The sequence below is a fragment of the Streptomyces sp. RLB3-17 genome (assembly GCF_007113425.2).
GTDB classification, from domain to species: domain Bacteria; phylum Actinomycetota; class Actinomycetes; order Streptomycetales; family Streptomycetaceae; genus Streptomyces; species Streptomyces mirabilis_D.
This window is the reverse complement of sequence record NZ_CP041610.2, coordinates 3,126,425-3,142,030: the sequence shown is the minus strand read 5'-3', so window position 1 is coordinate 3,142,030 and position 15,606 is coordinate 3,126,425. Positions and strand designations below refer to the sequence as shown.

The window sequence follows — 15,606 nt, the reverse complement described above, 5'->3', positions numbered from 1 at the left end:
TGGATCAACATGGGAAAGGGGGCCGGGGCAACCGCCCGGCCCCCTCGCTCACGCGGTCACTCAGTGACCGCGTTCAACGCGTTGACGGTGCCCCAGCCGTAGAACCCGTTGTGGTTCTTCGTGCCCTCGCACACCGCGTCGACCTTGCCGTCGCCGTCGATGTCGTAGGGGTCGGTGCACGGCGTGGCGTCGGCCTCCGCGTACAGCAGCGCCTTCACCAGGGCGGCGGAGGCGTGCGGGTGGGTCGACTTGATGAGGGCGGCGACGCCCGCGACGTGCGGGGACGCCATCGACGTGCCCGCCATGTAGCCCCACGTGCCGCCGGGCAGCGGGCCGAGGATCAGACCGCTGGTGGCGGGCGGTGCCGGGGTCTGGTAGCGCGTCGAGTCGCCGCCGGGCGCTGCGACGTCGATGACGCCCAGGCCGTGGTTGGAGAAGGACGACTTGATGCCCTTGGCGCCCGTCGCGGCCACGGTGACCACACCCGGCAGCTGGGTGGGGATGTCGTAGCACTTGGAGGGGTCGATCACCCGGTCCGAGGGCGTGCCGTCGTTCGGGGAGACCGGGTCGGTGATCGAGTCGGCGGCCAGGTCGTAGTTCTCGTTGCCCGCCGCGGCGACGTTGACGGTGCCCTTGTGCTCCGCGTACTGCGAAGCGCGGGTGATCGCGTTGACCAGGGCCTTCTGGTCCGGGTCGTCCTTGCAGTTGAAGTACCAGGGGTCGGTGTAATAGCTGTTGTTGGTCACGTCGACGTGGTGCTCGGCGGCCCACACGAAACCGCAGACGACGGCCTCGGTGTAGAAGTAGCCGGCCGTCGTGGCCACCTTGATGCCGGCGACCTTCACGCCGGGCGCGACTCCGGTGATGCCGACGCCGTTCTTGGCGGCGGCGATCTCGCCCGCGACATGCGTGCCGTGCGGGCTCTCCGCGGCGGTCGGCCGCCAGGCCCCGTCGGTGGTGTCCGGCTTGCCCGTCACACAGTTGACCGAGGCGTCGCGGTTGAAGTTCGGCGCGATGTCGGGGTGCGTGTCGTCGACACCGGTGTCGATCACGGCGACCGTCACCTTGCTGCTGCCGAGGGTCTTCTCGTGCGCCTTGTCCGCCTTGATGGCGGGCAGGTCCCACTGGAGGGACTCCAGCGGGTCCTGCCCGGCGGCGGCCTCGGCGCTCGCGGCCTTCTCCTGCGCCGCGGTGAGCACCTGGGGCGCGCCCATGTCGGTGGTCGACTGCGCGGGCAGCGGCGCGTTGCGTGTGTTGCCGGCCGACTGCACGCCGCGTACGCCGCGGATCGTCCTGGCGAAGTCGGCGTTCGAGGAGTGCACGACGATCACGCCGATCTGGTCGTACGACGTCACTATCGTGCCGCCCGCCTTGGCGATGGCCTTCTTCACGGAGGCGGAAGTGCCGTGCCCGGGGCGGACGTTGACGACATAGCTGAGGGCGGTCGCGTCCGCCGTCGTCGTGGCGGTCCGCGTGGCGGAGCCGTCGGTGTCGGCCGCCGAGGCGCTGACGTTCGGCAGGAAGGCGAGGGCTGTCGCCGTGGCCATCCCGAGCGGGAGGGCTATGGCGCGACGGGAGCGCTTGTGAGGCGCGGTCATGGAGTCTCCAGTTCATTCGCGGTACGAGCGGTACGAGCCGTGCGGAAGCTCATGTGACGTTCGGCCGGACTTACTTGGCGGGACTTACTTGACCGCGCGCAGCGCGTTGACGATCCCGGCTCCGTAGAAGCCGTTCACGTGCTTGCCGCCCACGCAGGTGGCGTCCACGACGCCGTCGCCGTTTCCGTCGTAGGGGGCGGTCGGGCAACCCGGGTTGTCCGCCTCGGCCTTGAGGAGCGCCTGGAGCTGGGCCGGCGAGGCCCAGGGGTACTTGGACTTCAGCAGCGCGGCCACGCCCGCGACGTGCGGCGTCGCCATCGACGTGCCCTGCAGGAAGCCGTACTGGTTGTTCGGCATCGTCGACAGGATGCGGCCGTTCTTCGACGGCGTGTCCGGGATCTGGTACTTGTCGCCGCCCGGCGCGGCGACGTCGATGACGCCCTTGCCATAACTGGAGAAGTACGACTTGGCACCGGTGACGCCGGTCGAGGCGACCGTGACGACGCCGGGCAGCTGGGTCGGTACGTCGAAGCACTTGTGCGGGTCGACCGTGCGGGTCACGGCGGTCGAGTCGTCGGGGCTGGAGGCGTCGACGAGGGCGTTCGAGTCGAGGTCGTCGTTGGAGTTGCCCGCCGCGGCGACGTTGAGGGTGCCCTTCTTCTGGGCGTACAGCTGGGCCCGGTTGACGGCGTCGACGATGGCCCTCTGGTCGGGGTCGTCGAGGCAGTTGTAGAGCCACGGGTCCACGTAGTAGCTGTTGTTGGTGATCTCCACGCCGTGGTCGGCGGCGAAGACGAAGGCGCAGACGACGCTCTCGGGGTAGAAGAGCTGGCTCGCGTCCGGCTCGGCCACGGTGATGCCCGAGACCTTCACTCCGGGCGCGACGCCCGCGACCCCGATGCCGTTGCGGGCGGCGGCGATCTCCCCCGCGACATGGGTGCCGTGGTAGTGGTCGGCGTCCACGGGGCGCCACGCGCCGTACGTGGTGTCCGGCTTGCCGCCCACGCAGTTCGCGGACTGCGAGGGGGAGAAGTTCGGGGCGATGTCCGGGTGGGTGTCGTCGACGCCGACGTCGATCACGGCGACGGTCACGTTCTTGCTGCCCGGGTTGGTCTTCGCGGCCTTGTCGGCGCCGATCGCGCGCAGGTCCCACTGGTCGGCTTCCAGGGGCTCCTCGCCCGCGGCGGCGGTCCTGGAGACCTTGGCGGCCTCGGCGGCGGACAGCATCTGCGCCGCGCCCTCGTCCGTCGTCCCCGCGGCCGTCAGCGGCGCGGTCCGGGTCGCGCCCGCCGACTGCACCCCGCGCACGGCGCGGATCTGCTTGCCGAAGTCCGGGTTGGCGGAATGGACGACGATCACGCCGATCTTCTCGTAGGCGATGACGACGGTGCCGCCCGCCGCGGAGATCGCCTTCTCCACCGACTCGATGGTGCGGTGGTCCGTCCTGGTGTTGACCACGTACGCGAGGTTGGGGCCGTCCGCGCTCGTCGTGGCGGACGCGGTCAGCGGGGCGGCCGACGCGGCGCCCGGCAGGAAACCGAGCGAGGCGGTGAGGGACAGGACGACCGGCACCGCGAGGGCGAGGCGACGTCTGGAACGCAGATGAGCCATGGGATCTCCACATCATCCGGAAACGAAAGCCGCCCGAACACAGGTGGTGCTCGGGCAGGTGCGTGAGGGTGCTGAGGCTGGTGCGGGTAGCGCTTCGGCAGGTGCATGACGAGTACTGCAGGCCGAAGCTATCTCCCGTCCCAGCTGGCCAGCAATGACTTCCGGAGATGACTTCCGAAAGAAGTCGGGGGAGTTGAACCGGTCCACGCGTGGCGCCGTGACCTTGAGCAGGGAGCCCGAGGACGATCGAGCCCCCTGTTGGATCACGCACCGGAGCAAATCCGTCGCTCTCGGTTACGTGATTCAGGTCACTGTGAGGTCGCAACCGAATGTCCGCACCCCAGCCGTCCCCGTCCGCGAGCCCCGACTCGCCCCCGTCCACCGTCGTAACCGCACCCGCAACGCGAGGAGACTTCGTGGCTACCGACGCACCGCCCCCTTCGAAGGCCGATCCCCGGCTGCCCTCGACCGAGCAGTTCGTCGAGGTGCAGGAGAGCGCCGAGTTCGCCGAACTGCGCCGCTCGCACCGCTCCTTCGCCTTCCCGCTGACCGTCGCCTTCATCGCCTGGTACCTGCTGTACGTCCTGCTCTCGAACTACGCGGGCGACTTCATGGGCACCCAGGTGGTCGGCAACATCAACGTCGCCCTGGTCCTCGGGCTCGCCCAGTTCCTCACCACGTTCCTCATCGCCTGGTGGTACTCGCGGTACGCCGCCGCGAAGCTCGACCCCAAGGGCGAGGCCATCAAGTCCCGGCTGGAGGGCGACGCATGAGCCCCGTACAGACGACCGTGCTCGCCGCCGGTGAGGCCAGCCAGCACCGGCCGCTGATCATCACCCTCTTCGCGGTGTTCGTCGCCGCGACCCTCGTCATCACCGTCTGGGCGGGCCGCCAGACCAAGGACGCCGCCGACTTCTACGCGGGCGGACGACAGTTCACCGCCTTCCAGAACGGCCTGGCCGTCTCCGGCGACTACATGTCCGCGGCCTCGTTCCTCGGCATCGCGGGCGCGATCGCCCTCTTCGGGTACGACGGCTTCCTCTACTCCATCGGCTTCCTGGTCGCCTGGCTGGTGGCCCTCCTCCTGGTCGCCGAGCCGCTGCGCAACTCCGGCCGCTACACCATGGGCGACGTCCTGGCGTACCGGATGCGCCAGCGCCCGGTCCGTACGGCCGCGGGCACCTCCACCATCGTCGTGTCGATCTTCTACCTGCTGGCCCAGATGGCCGGCGCGGGCGTCCTGGTCTCGCTGCTCCTCGGCATCACCAGCGACGGCGGCAAGATCGGCATCGTCGCCCTCGTCGGCGTCCTGATGATCGTGTACGTCACCATCGGCGGCATGAAGGGCACCACCTGGGTCCAGATGGTCAAGGCCGTCCTGCTGATCATCGGCGCCCTGCTGCTCACCTTCCTGGTGCTGCTGAAGTTCAACTTCAACATCTCCGACCTGCTCGGCAAGGCCGCCGACAACAGCGGCAAGGGCGCGCCCTTCCTGGAGCCCGGCCTCAAGTACGGCGCCACGTCCACCACCAAGCTGGACTTCATCTCCCTGGGCATGGCGCTGGTCCTGGGCACCGCGGGCCTGCCGCACATCCTCATCCGCTTCTACACCGTGCCCACGGCGAAGACCGCGCGGAAGTCGGTGAACTGGGCGATCGGCCTCATCGGCGCCTTCTACCTGATGACCCTCGCCCTCGGCTTCGGCGCCGCCGCGCTGATCAAACCCGACGAGATCATCGCCTCCAACAAGGCGGGCAACACCGCCGCGCCACTCCTGGCACTGCACCTGGGAGGCGTCGACTCCAACTGGGGCGCCATCCTGCTCGCCTCCATCTCCGCCGTCGCCTTCGCCACGATCCTCGCCGTCGTCGCCGGCCTGACCCTGGCCTCGTCCTCCTCGTTCGCGCACGACATCTACGCGAACGTCATCAAGAGGGGGCAGGCCACGGAGAAACAGGAGATGACCGCCGCCCGCTACGCGACGGTCGGCATCGGCGCCGTGTCCATCCTGCTGGGCGCCCTCGCCCGCGACCTGAACGTCGCCGGTCTCGTCGCGCTCGCCTTCGCGGTCGCCGCCTCCGCCAACCTGCCGACGATCCTCTACAGCCTCTTCTGGAAGCGGTTCACCACCCAGGGCGCGCTGTGGTCGATCTACGGCGGTCTGGTCACGGCGGTCGGACTGGTGCTGTTCTCGCCGGTGGTCTCGGGCAAGCCCACCTCGATGTTCCCCGACGTCGACTTCCACTGGTTCCCGCTGGAGAACCCGGGCCTCATCTCGATCCCGGTCGGCTTCCTGCTGGGCTGGCTCGGCACGCTCCTGTCCAAGGAGGAGCCGGACGCCGGCAAGTACGCCGAGCTGGAGGTGCGGTCCCTGACGGGCACCGGAGCACACTGATCCCCCTCGCCGACGGCCGCGTCGTAGATCCCTACGACGCGGCCGCGCCGCGTCTCGTGGGATCCGGCCGGGGTTGATGTCAGTCACGTCACGTAGGCTCGGTCGTGTCGAGTAGAAGTGATCCGCAACGAGGGAGGGGGCCCACGTGCTCATCGACACCTACGGCCGAGTGGCCACCGACCTGCGCGTCTCACTGACGGACAGGTGCAATCTCCGGTGTACGTACTGCATGCCCGAAGAGGGCCTGCAGTGGCTGGCCAAGCCCGACCTCCTCACGGACGACGAGATCGTCCGTCTCATCGAGATCGCGGTCACCCGCCTCGGCATCACCGAGGTCCGCTTCACCGGCGGCGAACCCCTGCTGCGCCCCGGCATCGTGGGCATCGTGGAGCGGGTCTCCGCACTCGAACCCCGCCCCCAGATGTCCCTGACGACCAACGGCATCGGCCTCAGACGCACCGCCGCCGCCCTGAAGACCGCGGGCCTGGACCGGGTGAACGTCTCGCTGGACACCCTGCGCCCCGATGTCTTCAAGGCCCTCACCCGCCGAGACCGCCACCAGGACGTCATCGCGGGCCTCGAAGCCGCCCGCGACGCCGGCCTGACCCCGGTCAAGGTCAACTGCGTCCTGATGCCGGGCCTCAATGACGACGAGGCCCCCGACCTGCTGGCCTGGGCCGTGGAGCACGACTACGAGCTGCGCTTCATCGAGCAGATGCCCCTGGACGCCCAGCACGGCTGGAAGCGCGAGGGCATGGTCACCGCGGGCGACATCCTCGCCTCGCTGCGGACGCGCTTCGCGCTCACCGAGGAGGGCGCCGACGAGCGGGGTTCGGCCCCGGCCGAGCGCTGGCTCGTGGACGGCGGCCCGCACCGCGTCGGCGTGATCGCCTCGGTCACCCGCCCGTTCTGCGCGGCCTGCGACCGTACGCGCCTGACGGCCGACGGCCAGATACGCAACTGTCTGTTCGCCACCGAGGAGACCGACCTGCGCACCGCCCTCCGCTCGGACGCCCCCGACGAGGAGATCGCCCGCATCTGGCGCCTCGCGATGTGGGGCAAGAAGGCGGGCTCGGGCCTGGACGACCCGTCGTTCCTCCAGCCGACCAGACCGATGTCCGCGATCGGCGGCTGAGAGCGCCCCTTCAGGGGCGCGGGGCTGTGACACATGCGGCTCCGCCGCGTGGGCGCGACCAGCCACGGACGACCCGCACTTCCAGAACCGCTCAGCCCTCCGGCTCCTGCCAGTCCTCCAGCCGCACCACGTCCTTCAAGAAGCCCCGCACGTCGAGGAACGTGGAGAGGTGCTCGCGGTGCTCCTCGCAGGCGAGCCACGTCTTGCGCCGCTCGGGCGTGTGCAGCTTCGGGTTGTTCCAGGCGAGCACCCACACGGCATCGGTGCGGCAGCCCTTGGCGGAGCACTGCGGAGTGCTGGGGGCCGGGGTCATGTCGGGGAGCGGGAAAGTCACGCCTCAACCCTAAACGGCCCCGAAAAGGCGACGCCGAGCAGCCACGGGGGGAGCTGCCCGGCGTCGGTCTGTCGCTCCGACGGGGGATGCGGAGCGCGTACGAAGTATGTCACGGCTAGCCCGCTGCCCGGCACCTGAACAACATGATTGATCTGAGCTTTTCTTGAGCTTGGTGCGCGATCGGATTCCGTTTTCGGCGGATCCCCCGTGGTCAGGTGAGGGTCGAGTCGGGCTCGGCCCGCTCGTGCGGGCCGCCTCCCGGACGCACCCCGGGGTCGGTCACGACGTCCTCCGGGACGGATTCCGCGGAGGCGTCCGGGCGCGGCGGCGCGATCATCGCGGGGCCGGGCACGTTGACGAACGTCGACGGCAGCGACGGCGTGTTCTCCCGTCCGGCGTTGGCGATCACCACGGAGATGTAGGGGAGGAGTATGCCGAGCACCAGTGCGACGATGGCGACGTGCCGCTCCACGTTCCAGAGGGTCGCGGCGAGGATCACGGAGACCGTGCGGACGGACATCGAGATGACATAGCGGCGCTGCCTGCCGCGGACGTCCTCGTCGAGCCCCTGCCTGGCCCCGGTGATCCGGAAGACCTGGCTTTTGCTCTGCTTCCGCATCACGTTCCACCACCTGCTCTGTGTCGGACTCTCCCCGGCCCGTACCCGGTCCGAACCCGGTCTGGGAAGCAGGCCCGAACACGTTCCACGTTACGCCGCGGCTGCGTCGCCTTCGAGACCGGGGCGGGTCCGTCCTGGGGGGACATGATGCGCCGTACCGCGTACGGCCGCGCCCGACATGCGCCGTATGGCGCACACGCCGAGACTGGGCGTAATGCTCACGTAGAGCCGTACTAGGAGGCAGACATGGGCTGGTTGTGGGCGATCATCGTGGGCTTCGTGCTCGGCCTGCTGGCCAAGGCGATCCTTCCGGGCAAGCAGCACAGCCCACTCTGGCTGACCACCATCTTCGGCATCCTCGGAGCCATCGTCGGCAACGCGATCGCCCGGGCTCTCGGCGTCGCCGAGACCCGAGGCATCGACTGGAGCCGCCACGCCTTCCAGCTCGTGGCCGCGATCATCATCGTCTTCCTCGGCGACATGGCGTACATGGCGCTGCGGGGCAACAAGCAGAAAGCCTGACGGGCGGGTACGAAGCCCGGTTGATCAGGTACGACGAAGACGAAGGGGCGGTCTCCGCACGGGAAACCGCCCCTCATGGTGTCCGGGCCTCAGCGACCCGTGTCCGGGCCTCGGCGACTCGTGTCTAGGCCTCGGTGACCTCCACCGCCGCCAGGTTCTTCTTGCCCCGGCGCAGTACCAGCCAGCGACCGTGCAGCAGGTCCTCCTTGGCGGGGACCGCGTCCTCGGCGGTGACCTTGACGTTGTTCACGTAGGCACCGCCCTCCTTGACCGTGCGGCGCGCGGCCGACTTGCTGGCCACCAGGCCGACCTCAGCGAAGAGGTCCACCACCGGGCCGAGCTCGGCGACCTGGATGTGCGGCACCTCGGAGAGCGCCGCGGCCAGCGTCCTCCCGTCGAGCCCGGTCAGCTCGCCCTGGCCGAAGAGAGCCTTGGACGCGGCGATCACCGCGGCCGTCTGGTCGGCGCCGTGCACCAGCGTCGTCAGCTCCTCGGCCAGCGCGCGCTGGGCGGCGCGGGCCTGGGGGCGCTCCTCGGTCTGCTGCTCCAGCTCTTCCAGTTCCTCGGGGGACTTGAAGGACAGGATCCGCAGGTATGTCGAGACGTCGCGGTCGTCCACGTTCAGCCAGAACTGGTAGAACGCGTACGGCGTCGTCATCTCGGGGTCGAGCCAGATGGCGCCGCCCTCGGTCTTGCCGAACTTGGTGCCGTCCGCCTTGGTCATCAGCGGTGTCGCCAGCGCGTGCACGTTGGCGTGCGGCTCCAGGCGGTGGATCAGGTCCAGGCCCGCGGTGAGGTTGCCCCACTGGTCGCTGCCGCCCTGCTGCAACGTACAGCCGTGGCGTCGGTACAGCTCCAGGAAGTCCATGCCCTGCAACAGCTGGTAGCTGAACTCCGTGTAGCTGATGCCTTCCTCGGACTCCAGGCGCCGGGCCACGGAGTCCTTGGTCAGCATCTTGTTGACGCGGAAGTGCTTGCCGATGTCCCGCAGGAACTCGATGGCCGACAGGCCGGCCGTCCAGTCCAGGTTGTTCACCATGACCGCGGCGTTCTCGCCCTCGAAGGACAGGAACGGCTCGATCTGCGAGCGCAGGCGCGTCACCCAGTTCGCGACCGTCTCCGGGTCGTTCAGCGTGCGCTCGGCGGTCGGGCGCGGGTCACCGATCTGGCCCGTCGCGCCGCCGACCAGGGCCAGCGGGCGCAGGCCCGCCTGCTGGAGGCGACGCATGGTGAGGACCTGCACCAGGTGCCCCACGTGCAGACTGGCCGCGGTCGGGTCGAAGCCGCAATAGAACGTGACGGGACCGTCCGCGAGCGCCTTGCGCAAAGCATCTTCGTCGGTGGACAGGGCGAACAGCCCCCGCCACTTCAGCTCGTCGACGATGTCCGTCACGGTTCTCGTATCTCCTTGGGTGGTCTCGTGAATCAGGTACGAGGTTATACGCCCTGGCTGACAGAGCTCATATTGAAGTCGGGCACCCTCAGCGCGGGCATCGCAGCCCTAGTGAACCAGTCGCTCCACTCACGGGGCAGCGTCTTTTCCGTGCGCCCCGCCTCCGTGGCCCGCGACAGCAGGTCCACCGGCGACTCGTTGAACCGGAAGTTGTTCACCTCGCCGACGACCTGGCCGTTCTCGACGAGGTAGACGCCGTCCCGGGTCAGTCCCGTGAGCAGCAGCGTCGCCGGGTCGACCTCGCGGATGTACCAGAGGCAGGTCAGCAGCAGACCGCGCTCGGTGGCGGCGACCATCTCCTCCAGGGAGCGGTCCTCACCGCCGTCCAGGATCAGGTTGCCGATGATCGGGGCGACGGGCAGCCCGGTGAGGCCCGCGCTGTGCCGGGTGGTGGACAGATGGGTCAGCGTGCCCTCGCGCACCCAGTCCGTCGCCGACAGCGGCAGCCCGTTGTCGAACACGGAGGCGTCGTCGCCCGAGGAGTGCGTGAGCACGAAGGGCGCGGACTCGAGCCCCGGCTCGTTGGGGTCGCTGCGCAGGGTCAGCGGCAGCTCGGTGAGCTTCTCGCCGACGCGGGTGCCGCCGCCGGGCTTGCTGAAGACGGTCCGGCCCTCGGCCGCGTCCCGGGCCGCCGCCGACCACATCTGGTAGATCAGCAGGTCTGCGACGGCGGTCGGCGGCAGCAGCGTCTCGTAGCGGCCGGCGGGCAGCTCGACGCGCCGCTCGGCCCAACCGAGCCGGGTCGCGAGCTCGGCGTCGAGGGAGGCGGGGTCGACGTCCTTGAAGTCCCGCGTGGACCGCCCCGCCCACGCCGAGCGCGTCCGGTCGGGCGACTTGGCGTTGAGTTCCAGCGTCCCGTTCGGCTGGTCGTGGCGCAGGCGCAGCCCCGTCGACGTACCGAGATAGCTGGAGACGAGCTCGTGGTTGGCGAAGCCGTACAGTTCGCGCCCGCCTGCCCGGGCGCGGGCGAAGGACTCGCCGAGCGCCGGGGCGAAGTCGGTGAAGACGGCGGAGGAGGTCTCGGTGGGCGCGTCGGTGAAGTCGGGGGACTCCGGTACGCCGGTGACCAGCGGCTGGGCGTCCTCGGCGGGCCCCGCGCCGCGTGCCGCCGCCTCCGCGGCTCGTACCAGGGGCTCCAGCTCGTCCGCGGTCACGGCCGCGCGCGAGACCACCCCGGAGGCCGTGCCCTCACGGCCGTCGACGGTCGCGATGACGGTCAGGGTGCGTCCGCGCGTGACCCCGTTCGTGGTCAGCGCGTTGCCGGCCCAGCGCAGGTTGGCGGTCGAATGCTCGTCGGCGATCACGACGCAGCCGTCGGCGCGGGAGAGTTCGAGGGCGCGCTCGACGACCTCGTGCGGCTTGTTCTGCTGGCTGGAGCGAGCGCTCATCGACCGGCCTCCTGCGTCGTGTTGAGGATATTGACGCCCTTGAAGAGGGCGGACGGGCAGCCGTGCGAGACCGCCGCGACCTGACCCGGCTGGGCCTTGCCGCAGTTGAAGGCACCGCCCAGGACGTACGTCCCCGGGCCACCCACCGCGGCCATCGAACCCCAGAAGTCGGTCGTCGTGGCCTGGTACGCGACATCCCGCAGCTGCCCGGTGATCCGACCGTTCTCGATCTTGAAGAACCGCTGACCGGTGAACTGGAAGTTGTACCTCTGCATGTCGATGGACCAGGACCGGTCGCCGACGACGTAGATGCCGCGGTCCACGCCCCCGATCAGGTCCTCGGTCGAGAGCCCCGCGGGGTCCGGCTGGAGCGAGACGTTGGCCATGCGCTGTACGGGCACGTGTCCGGGGGAGTCGGCGTAGGCGCACCCGTTGGACCGGTCGAAGCCGGTGAGCTTCGCGATCCGCCGGTCGAGCTGGTAGCCGACGAGGGTGCCGTCCTTCACGAGGTCCCAGGACTGCCCCTCGACGCCCTCGTCGTCGTACCCGATGGTCGCGAGGCCGTGCTCGGCGGTGCGGTCACCGGTGACGTTCATCCGCTCGGAGCCGTACCTCAGCTTGCCGAGCTGGTCGAAGGTGGCGAAGGAGGTGCCGGCGTACGCCGCCTCGTAGCCCAGCGCGCGGTCCAGCTCGGTGGCGTGGCCGATGGACTCGTGGATCGTCAGCCACAGGTTGGAGGGGTCGACGACGAGGTCGTACAGCCCCGCCTCGACGCTGGGTGCCCGCATCTTCTCGGCGAGCAGCTCCGGGATCCGCGCGAGCTCGGACTCCCAGTCCCAGCCGGTGCCCATCAGGTACTCCCAGCCGCGTCCGACCGGCGGCGCGATCGTGCGCATGGAGTCGAACTCGCCGCTGGACTCGTCGACGGCGACCGCGGTGAGCTGCGGGTGCAGCCGTACCCGCTGCTGGGTGGTCACGGTCCCGGCGGTGTCGGCGTAGAACTTGTTCTCGTGGACGGTCAGCAACGAGGCGTCGACGTGGTTGACGCCGTCGGCCGCGAGCAGCCGCGCGCTCCAGTCCGCGAGCAGCCCGGCCTTCTCCTCGTCCGGCACGGAGAAGGGGTCGATGTCGTACGACGAGATCCACGTCTTCTCGGCGTGCACCGGCTCGTCAGCCAGCTCCACACGTTCGTCGGAACCGGCCGCCCTGATCACCTGGGCGGAGAGCTTCGCCATCGCCACGGCCTGCGACGCGACCTTCGCGGCCGCGTCCATCGTCAGATCCACACCCGACGCGAACCCCCAGGTCCCGCCGTGCACCACCCGCACTGCGTACCCCAGGTCCGTGGTGTCCGACGATCCGGCGGGCTTGGCGTCCCGCAGCCGCCAGGACGCGCTGCGCACCCGCTCGAACCGGAAGTCCGCGTGCTCGGCCCCCAGCGCCCGCGCCCGCGCGAGCGCGGCGTCGGCCAGGGCCCGCAGCGGCAGTGCCGTGAAGGCTTCGTCGATGGAATGAGGCACGGAGGTCTCCCTGCTGTCGTGGCCTGTCGGGTCCGATCATGTCGCGCGGGCGGGTCCGTGGGCCACATCTTTCCCTCCGCGCATCGAGGCTTTCTGTAGGGATCCGACAGTGAGTCCCCCGCGCCACTGTCGGTGCCCGATTCTCCGGGAGGCGTAGGGGACCGATAGGTTTCCAAGGAAGGCGCCTGTCTTGCAGGGGTTTCAGACAGCTATCGAAAGGGTGATCCGTTGAGCCGCTCGGTTCTCGTCACCGGAGGCAACCGGGGCATCGGCCTCGCCATCGCCCGCGCTTTCGCCGATGCCGGCGACAAGGTCGCGATCACATACCGCTCGGGTGAGCCGCCGGCCGCCCTCACCGCATTGGGCTGCCTCGCCGTCAAGTGCGACATCACCGACACCGAACAGGTGGAGCAGGCCTACAAGGAGATCGAGGCCGAGCACGGTCCCGTCGAGATCCTGGTCGCCAACGCGGGCGTCACCAAGGACCAGCTTCTGATGCGGATGTCCGAGGAGGACTTCACCTCCGTCCTCGACACCAACCTCACCGGTGCCTTCCGGGTCGTCAAGCGTGCCAACCGCGGGATGCTCCGTGCCAAGAAGGGGCGGGTCGTCCTCGTTTCGTCGGTCGTGGGGCTGCTCGGCTCCGCGGGGCAGTCGAACTACGCCGCCTCCAAGGCCGCCCTGGTCGGCTTCGCGCGTTCGCTCGCCCGCGAACTCGGCTCGCGCAACATCACCTTCAACGTCGTCGCGCCCGGTTTCGTCGACACCGACATGACCAAGGCGCTCACCGACGAGCAGCGTGCGGGCATCGTCGCCCAGGTGCCGCTCGGCCGGTACGCGCAGCCCGAGGAGATCGCCGCGACGGTGCGGTTCCTCGCCTCGGACGACGCCTCGTACATCACTGGAGCCGTCATTCCGGTTGACGGCGGACTGGGAATGGGTCACTGATCACCATGAGTGGAATCCTCGAGGGCAAGCGCGTCCTGATCACCGGTGTGCTGATGGAGTCCTCCATCGCCTTCCACACCGCCAAGCTGGCCCAGGAGCAGGGCGCGGAGATCATCCTGACCGCGTTCCCGCGGCCCACGCTGACCGAGCGCATCGCCAAGAAGCTCCCCAAGCCCACCAAGGTCATCGAGCTCGACGTGACCAACGACGAGCACCTGGCGCGTCTCGCCGACATCGTCGGTGAGGAGCTCGGCGGCCTCGACGGCGTCGTGCACTCCATCGGCTTCGCGCCGCAGGACGCCCTCGGCGGCAACTTCCTCAACACCCCCTTCGAGTCGGTCGCCACGGCCATGCACGTCTCGGCGTTCTCCCTGAAGTCGCTGACCATGGCCTGCCTGCCGCTGATGCAGAACGGCGGCTCGGTCGTCGGCCTCACCTTCGACGCGCAGTACGCGTGGCCGCAGTACGACTGGATGGGCCCGGCCAAGGCCGCCCTGGAGTCCGTCAACCGCTACCTCGCCCGCGACCTGGGCAAGCAGAACGTGCGTTCCAACCTGATCTCGGCGGGCCCGATCGGCTCCATGGCCGCCAAGTCCATCCCGGGCTTCGGCGAGCTCGCCTCCGTCTGGGACACCCGGGCGCCCCTCGAGTGGGACCTCAAGGACCCGGAGCCGGCCGGCCGCGGTGTCGTCGCCCTGCTGAGCGACTGGTTCCCGAAGACCACCGGCGAGATCATCCACGTGGACGGCGGACTGCACGCCATCGGCGCCTGATTTCCCCCATGTGGCCGACGCCCCGTTTCCCGCAGTGCGGGGAGCGGGGCGTCGCCCGTTCGGCCTAGTCGGCCGGGCGTCCCGGGCATCGCACCGCGCACGCTGGAACTACGCACCGCCCCGCAGCCGTACGGCCGAGGAGGTCCCCGTTGTGCGCCTGTCCCGCCGTTTTGCCCCGGTGTTCGCCGCTGTCGCCTTCATGATGGTTCTGCCGTACGACGCGGTGCCCCACACGCGCGTCGTGCACGGAAAACTCCCCGTCCCCCAGCCTTTCGGCGCCGAGTGTCGCACCACGGTCCAGGGTTCGCACGTGACCGCGTACTGCCACAACCCCTACCCGGAGACCGACCGGGTCGCCCTGCACATCGAGTGCGACCGCTGGTGGGACATCGACACCGACACCGACCCGGTCGACGCGGGCCCCGCGATGACGGTCCGGCTGACCGGCCGCTGCTGGGAGGAGGTCCGGTCGGCGTGGGTCAGTCACCAGAGGTGACCGTGTTCGTCAGCTGTCGGAGGCCAGGGGCCTGAGCCGTCCCGGACGGCACTGGAACGGATAGCCCCCGGCTTCCGCGCCCGCCGCCTCCGCGTCCCCCGCGCGGATCGCGTCGACGAGCCGCGCGTGGTCCATGTACGTCTCCGGCGTCAGCTTCCCGCCGACGTCCTCGCGCAGCCAGTCGCGCAGCACCTCGCCCAGATCCGCGTACATCGCCGTCATGACGTCGTTGTGGGACGCGGCCACCACCGCCAGGTGGAAGGTCGCGTCGGCGGCCACGAAGGCCTCCGCGTCACCCGACTCCCAGGCCTCCTCCCGCCGTACGAGCAGGGCGTCGAGCTGCTTCAGATCGCGCTCGGTGCGCCGCTCGGCGGCCAGCTTCGCCGCGCTCGACTCCAGCGTGGCGCGCAGCTCGGCGATGTGCCGCGGATCGGCGTCGGCGAAGCGCCGGTGCATCACGCCCGCGAGCTCGCTGGTCGCCACGACATAGGTGCCCGAGCCCTGGCGGATGTCGAGCAGACCGTTGTGAGCCAGTGCGCGAACGGCCTCGCGGACGGTGTTGCGGGCGACGCCCAGCTGGTCGACGAGCTCCGGCTCGGTGGGGATGCGGGAGCCGACCGGCCACTCGCCCGAAGTGATCTGGTTCCGCAGCTCGGCGATGACCTGCTCGGACAGCGCCGAACGGCGGGGGTGGCTCAGCGGCATGACGGTCCTTCGTACGGGCCCGGTGTGATCGTTCGCGCGGGGCCGGAGAATCCGGAGATTAACGCAAGGCGATTGGACAACCAATCATCCCATGATTCTATGATGGGCC

15 protein-coding genes are annotated in these 15,606 nt (G+C 69.7%); 7 read left to right on the top strand and 8 right to left on the bottom strand.

What is annotated here, in order from left to right; all coding sequences use genetic code 11:
• Nucleotides 1–56 precede the first annotated feature (56 nt).
• Nucleotides 57–1,598, bottom strand: a complete 1,542-nt coding sequence (locus FNV62_RS14650; RefSeq protein WP_144315277.1) for a S8 family peptidase — start codon at nt 1,596–1,598, stop codon at nt 57–59.
• 84 nt (nt 1,599–1,682) lie between these two features.
• Nucleotides 1,683–3,209: a S8 family serine peptidase gene (locus FNV62_RS14645; RefSeq protein WP_097284116.1), complete on the bottom strand. Its 1,527-nt coding sequence runs from the start codon at nt 3,207–3,209 to the stop codon at nt 1,683–1,685.
• 416 nt (nt 3,210–3,625) lie between these two features.
• Between FNV62_RS14645 and FNV62_RS14640 the strand changes: the two genes are divergently transcribed.
• From FNV62_RS14640 to moaA, 3 genes are all read left to right on the top strand, one after another.
• Nucleotides 3,626–3,982, top strand: coding sequence for a DUF485 domain-containing protein (locus tag FNV62_RS14640; RefSeq protein ID WP_054232238.1), 357 nt, complete (start codon nt 3,626–3,628; stop codon nt 3,980–3,982).
• Entirely contained in the window at nt 3,979–5,604 is a 1,626-nt protein-coding gene (locus FNV62_RS14635) for a cation acetate symporter (protein ID WP_060902212.1), read from the top strand. The genes FNV62_RS14640 and FNV62_RS14635 overlap by 4 nt, the downstream gene beginning before the upstream one ends.
• A gap of 145 nt (nt 5,605–5,749) precedes the next feature.
• Nucleotides 5,750–6,739 carry a GTP 3',8-cyclase MoaA gene (gene moaA / locus FNV62_RS14630; RefSeq protein ID WP_097284115.1) on the top strand — a complete coding sequence of 330 codons (990 nt, stop codon included), beginning with the start codon at nt 5,750–5,752 and terminating at the stop codon, nt 6,737–6,739.
• A 91-nt stretch (nt 6,740–6,830) separates the two neighbouring features.
• Here the strand turns inward: moaA and FNV62_RS14625 are convergent, their stop codons facing one another.
• Nucleotides 6,831–7,052, bottom strand: a complete 222-nt coding sequence (locus tag FNV62_RS14625) for a hypothetical protein (RefSeq protein ID WP_054232235.1) — start codon at nt 7,050–7,052, stop codon at nt 6,831–6,833.
• Between the two features lie 232 nt (nt 7,053–7,284).
• A complete protein-coding gene (locus FNV62_RS14620) occupies nt 7,285–7,692 on the bottom strand; it encodes a DUF3099 domain-containing protein (RefSeq protein ID WP_144315276.1) in 408 nt (135 codons plus the stop codon).
• A gap of 246 nt (nt 7,693–7,938) precedes the next feature.
• Between FNV62_RS14620 and FNV62_RS14615 the strand changes: the two genes are divergently transcribed.
• Complete coding sequence (locus FNV62_RS14615) at nt 7,939–8,214, top strand: GlsB/YeaQ/YmgE family stress response membrane protein (protein WP_054232233.1); 276 nt, start codon at nt 7,939–7,941, stop codon at nt 8,212–8,214.
• A 124-nt stretch (nt 8,215–8,338) separates the two neighbouring features.
• On the opposite strand, the gene tyrS is transcribed toward FNV62_RS14615, so the two are convergent.
• From tyrS to FNV62_RS14600, 3 genes are read right to left on the bottom strand one after another with little or no spacing between them, the layout of a single operon-like run.
• A complete protein-coding gene (gene tyrS / locus FNV62_RS14610; protein ID WP_144315275.1) occupies nt 8,339–9,607 on the bottom strand; it encodes a tyrosine--tRNA ligase in 1,269 nt (422 codons plus the stop codon).
• 44 nt (nt 9,608–9,651) lie between these two features.
• Entirely contained in the window at nt 9,652–11,055 is a 1,404-nt protein-coding gene (locus tag FNV62_RS14605) for a metallopeptidase TldD-related protein (protein ID WP_143601247.1), read from the bottom strand.
• Nucleotides 11,052–12,575 (bottom strand): TldD/PmbA family protein, encoded by a 1,524-nt coding sequence (locus tag FNV62_RS14600; protein WP_060902218.1) that lies wholly within the window; start codon nt 12,573–12,575, stop codon nt 11,052–11,054. The genes FNV62_RS14605 and FNV62_RS14600 overlap by 4 nt, the downstream gene beginning before the upstream one ends.
• 228 nt (nt 12,576–12,803) lie before the next feature.
• On the opposite strand from FNV62_RS14600, the gene fabG reads away from it, so the two are divergent.
• The 3 genes from fabG (at nt 12,804) to FNV62_RS14585 (ending at nt 14,792) form a co-directional block, all read left to right on the top strand.
• Entirely contained in the window at nt 12,804–13,523 is a 720-nt protein-coding gene (gene fabG, locus FNV62_RS14595; protein WP_054232229.1) for a 3-oxoacyl-[acyl-carrier-protein] reductase, read from the top strand.
• Between the two features lie 5 nt (nt 13,524–13,528).
• Nucleotides 13,529–14,296, top strand: a complete 768-nt coding sequence (gene fabI / locus FNV62_RS14590) for an enoyl-ACP reductase FabI (protein ID WP_054232228.1) — start codon at nt 13,529–13,531, stop codon at nt 14,294–14,296.
• Nucleotides 14,297–14,447: 151 nt separating this feature from the next.
• Nucleotides 14,448–14,792, top strand: coding sequence for a hypothetical protein (locus FNV62_RS14585; RefSeq protein WP_097284111.1), 345 nt, complete (start codon nt 14,448–14,450; stop codon nt 14,790–14,792).
• 9 nt (nt 14,793–14,801) lie between these two features.
• Here FNV62_RS14585 and FNV62_RS14580 read toward each other — a convergent pair whose 3' ends face one another.
• Nucleotides 14,802–15,497 carry a FadR/GntR family transcriptional regulator gene (locus tag FNV62_RS14580; protein ID WP_075026115.1) on the bottom strand — a complete coding sequence of 232 codons (696 nt, stop codon included), beginning with the start codon at nt 15,495–15,497 and terminating at the stop codon, nt 14,802–14,804.
• Nucleotides 15,498–15,606: the final 109 nt, after the last annotated feature.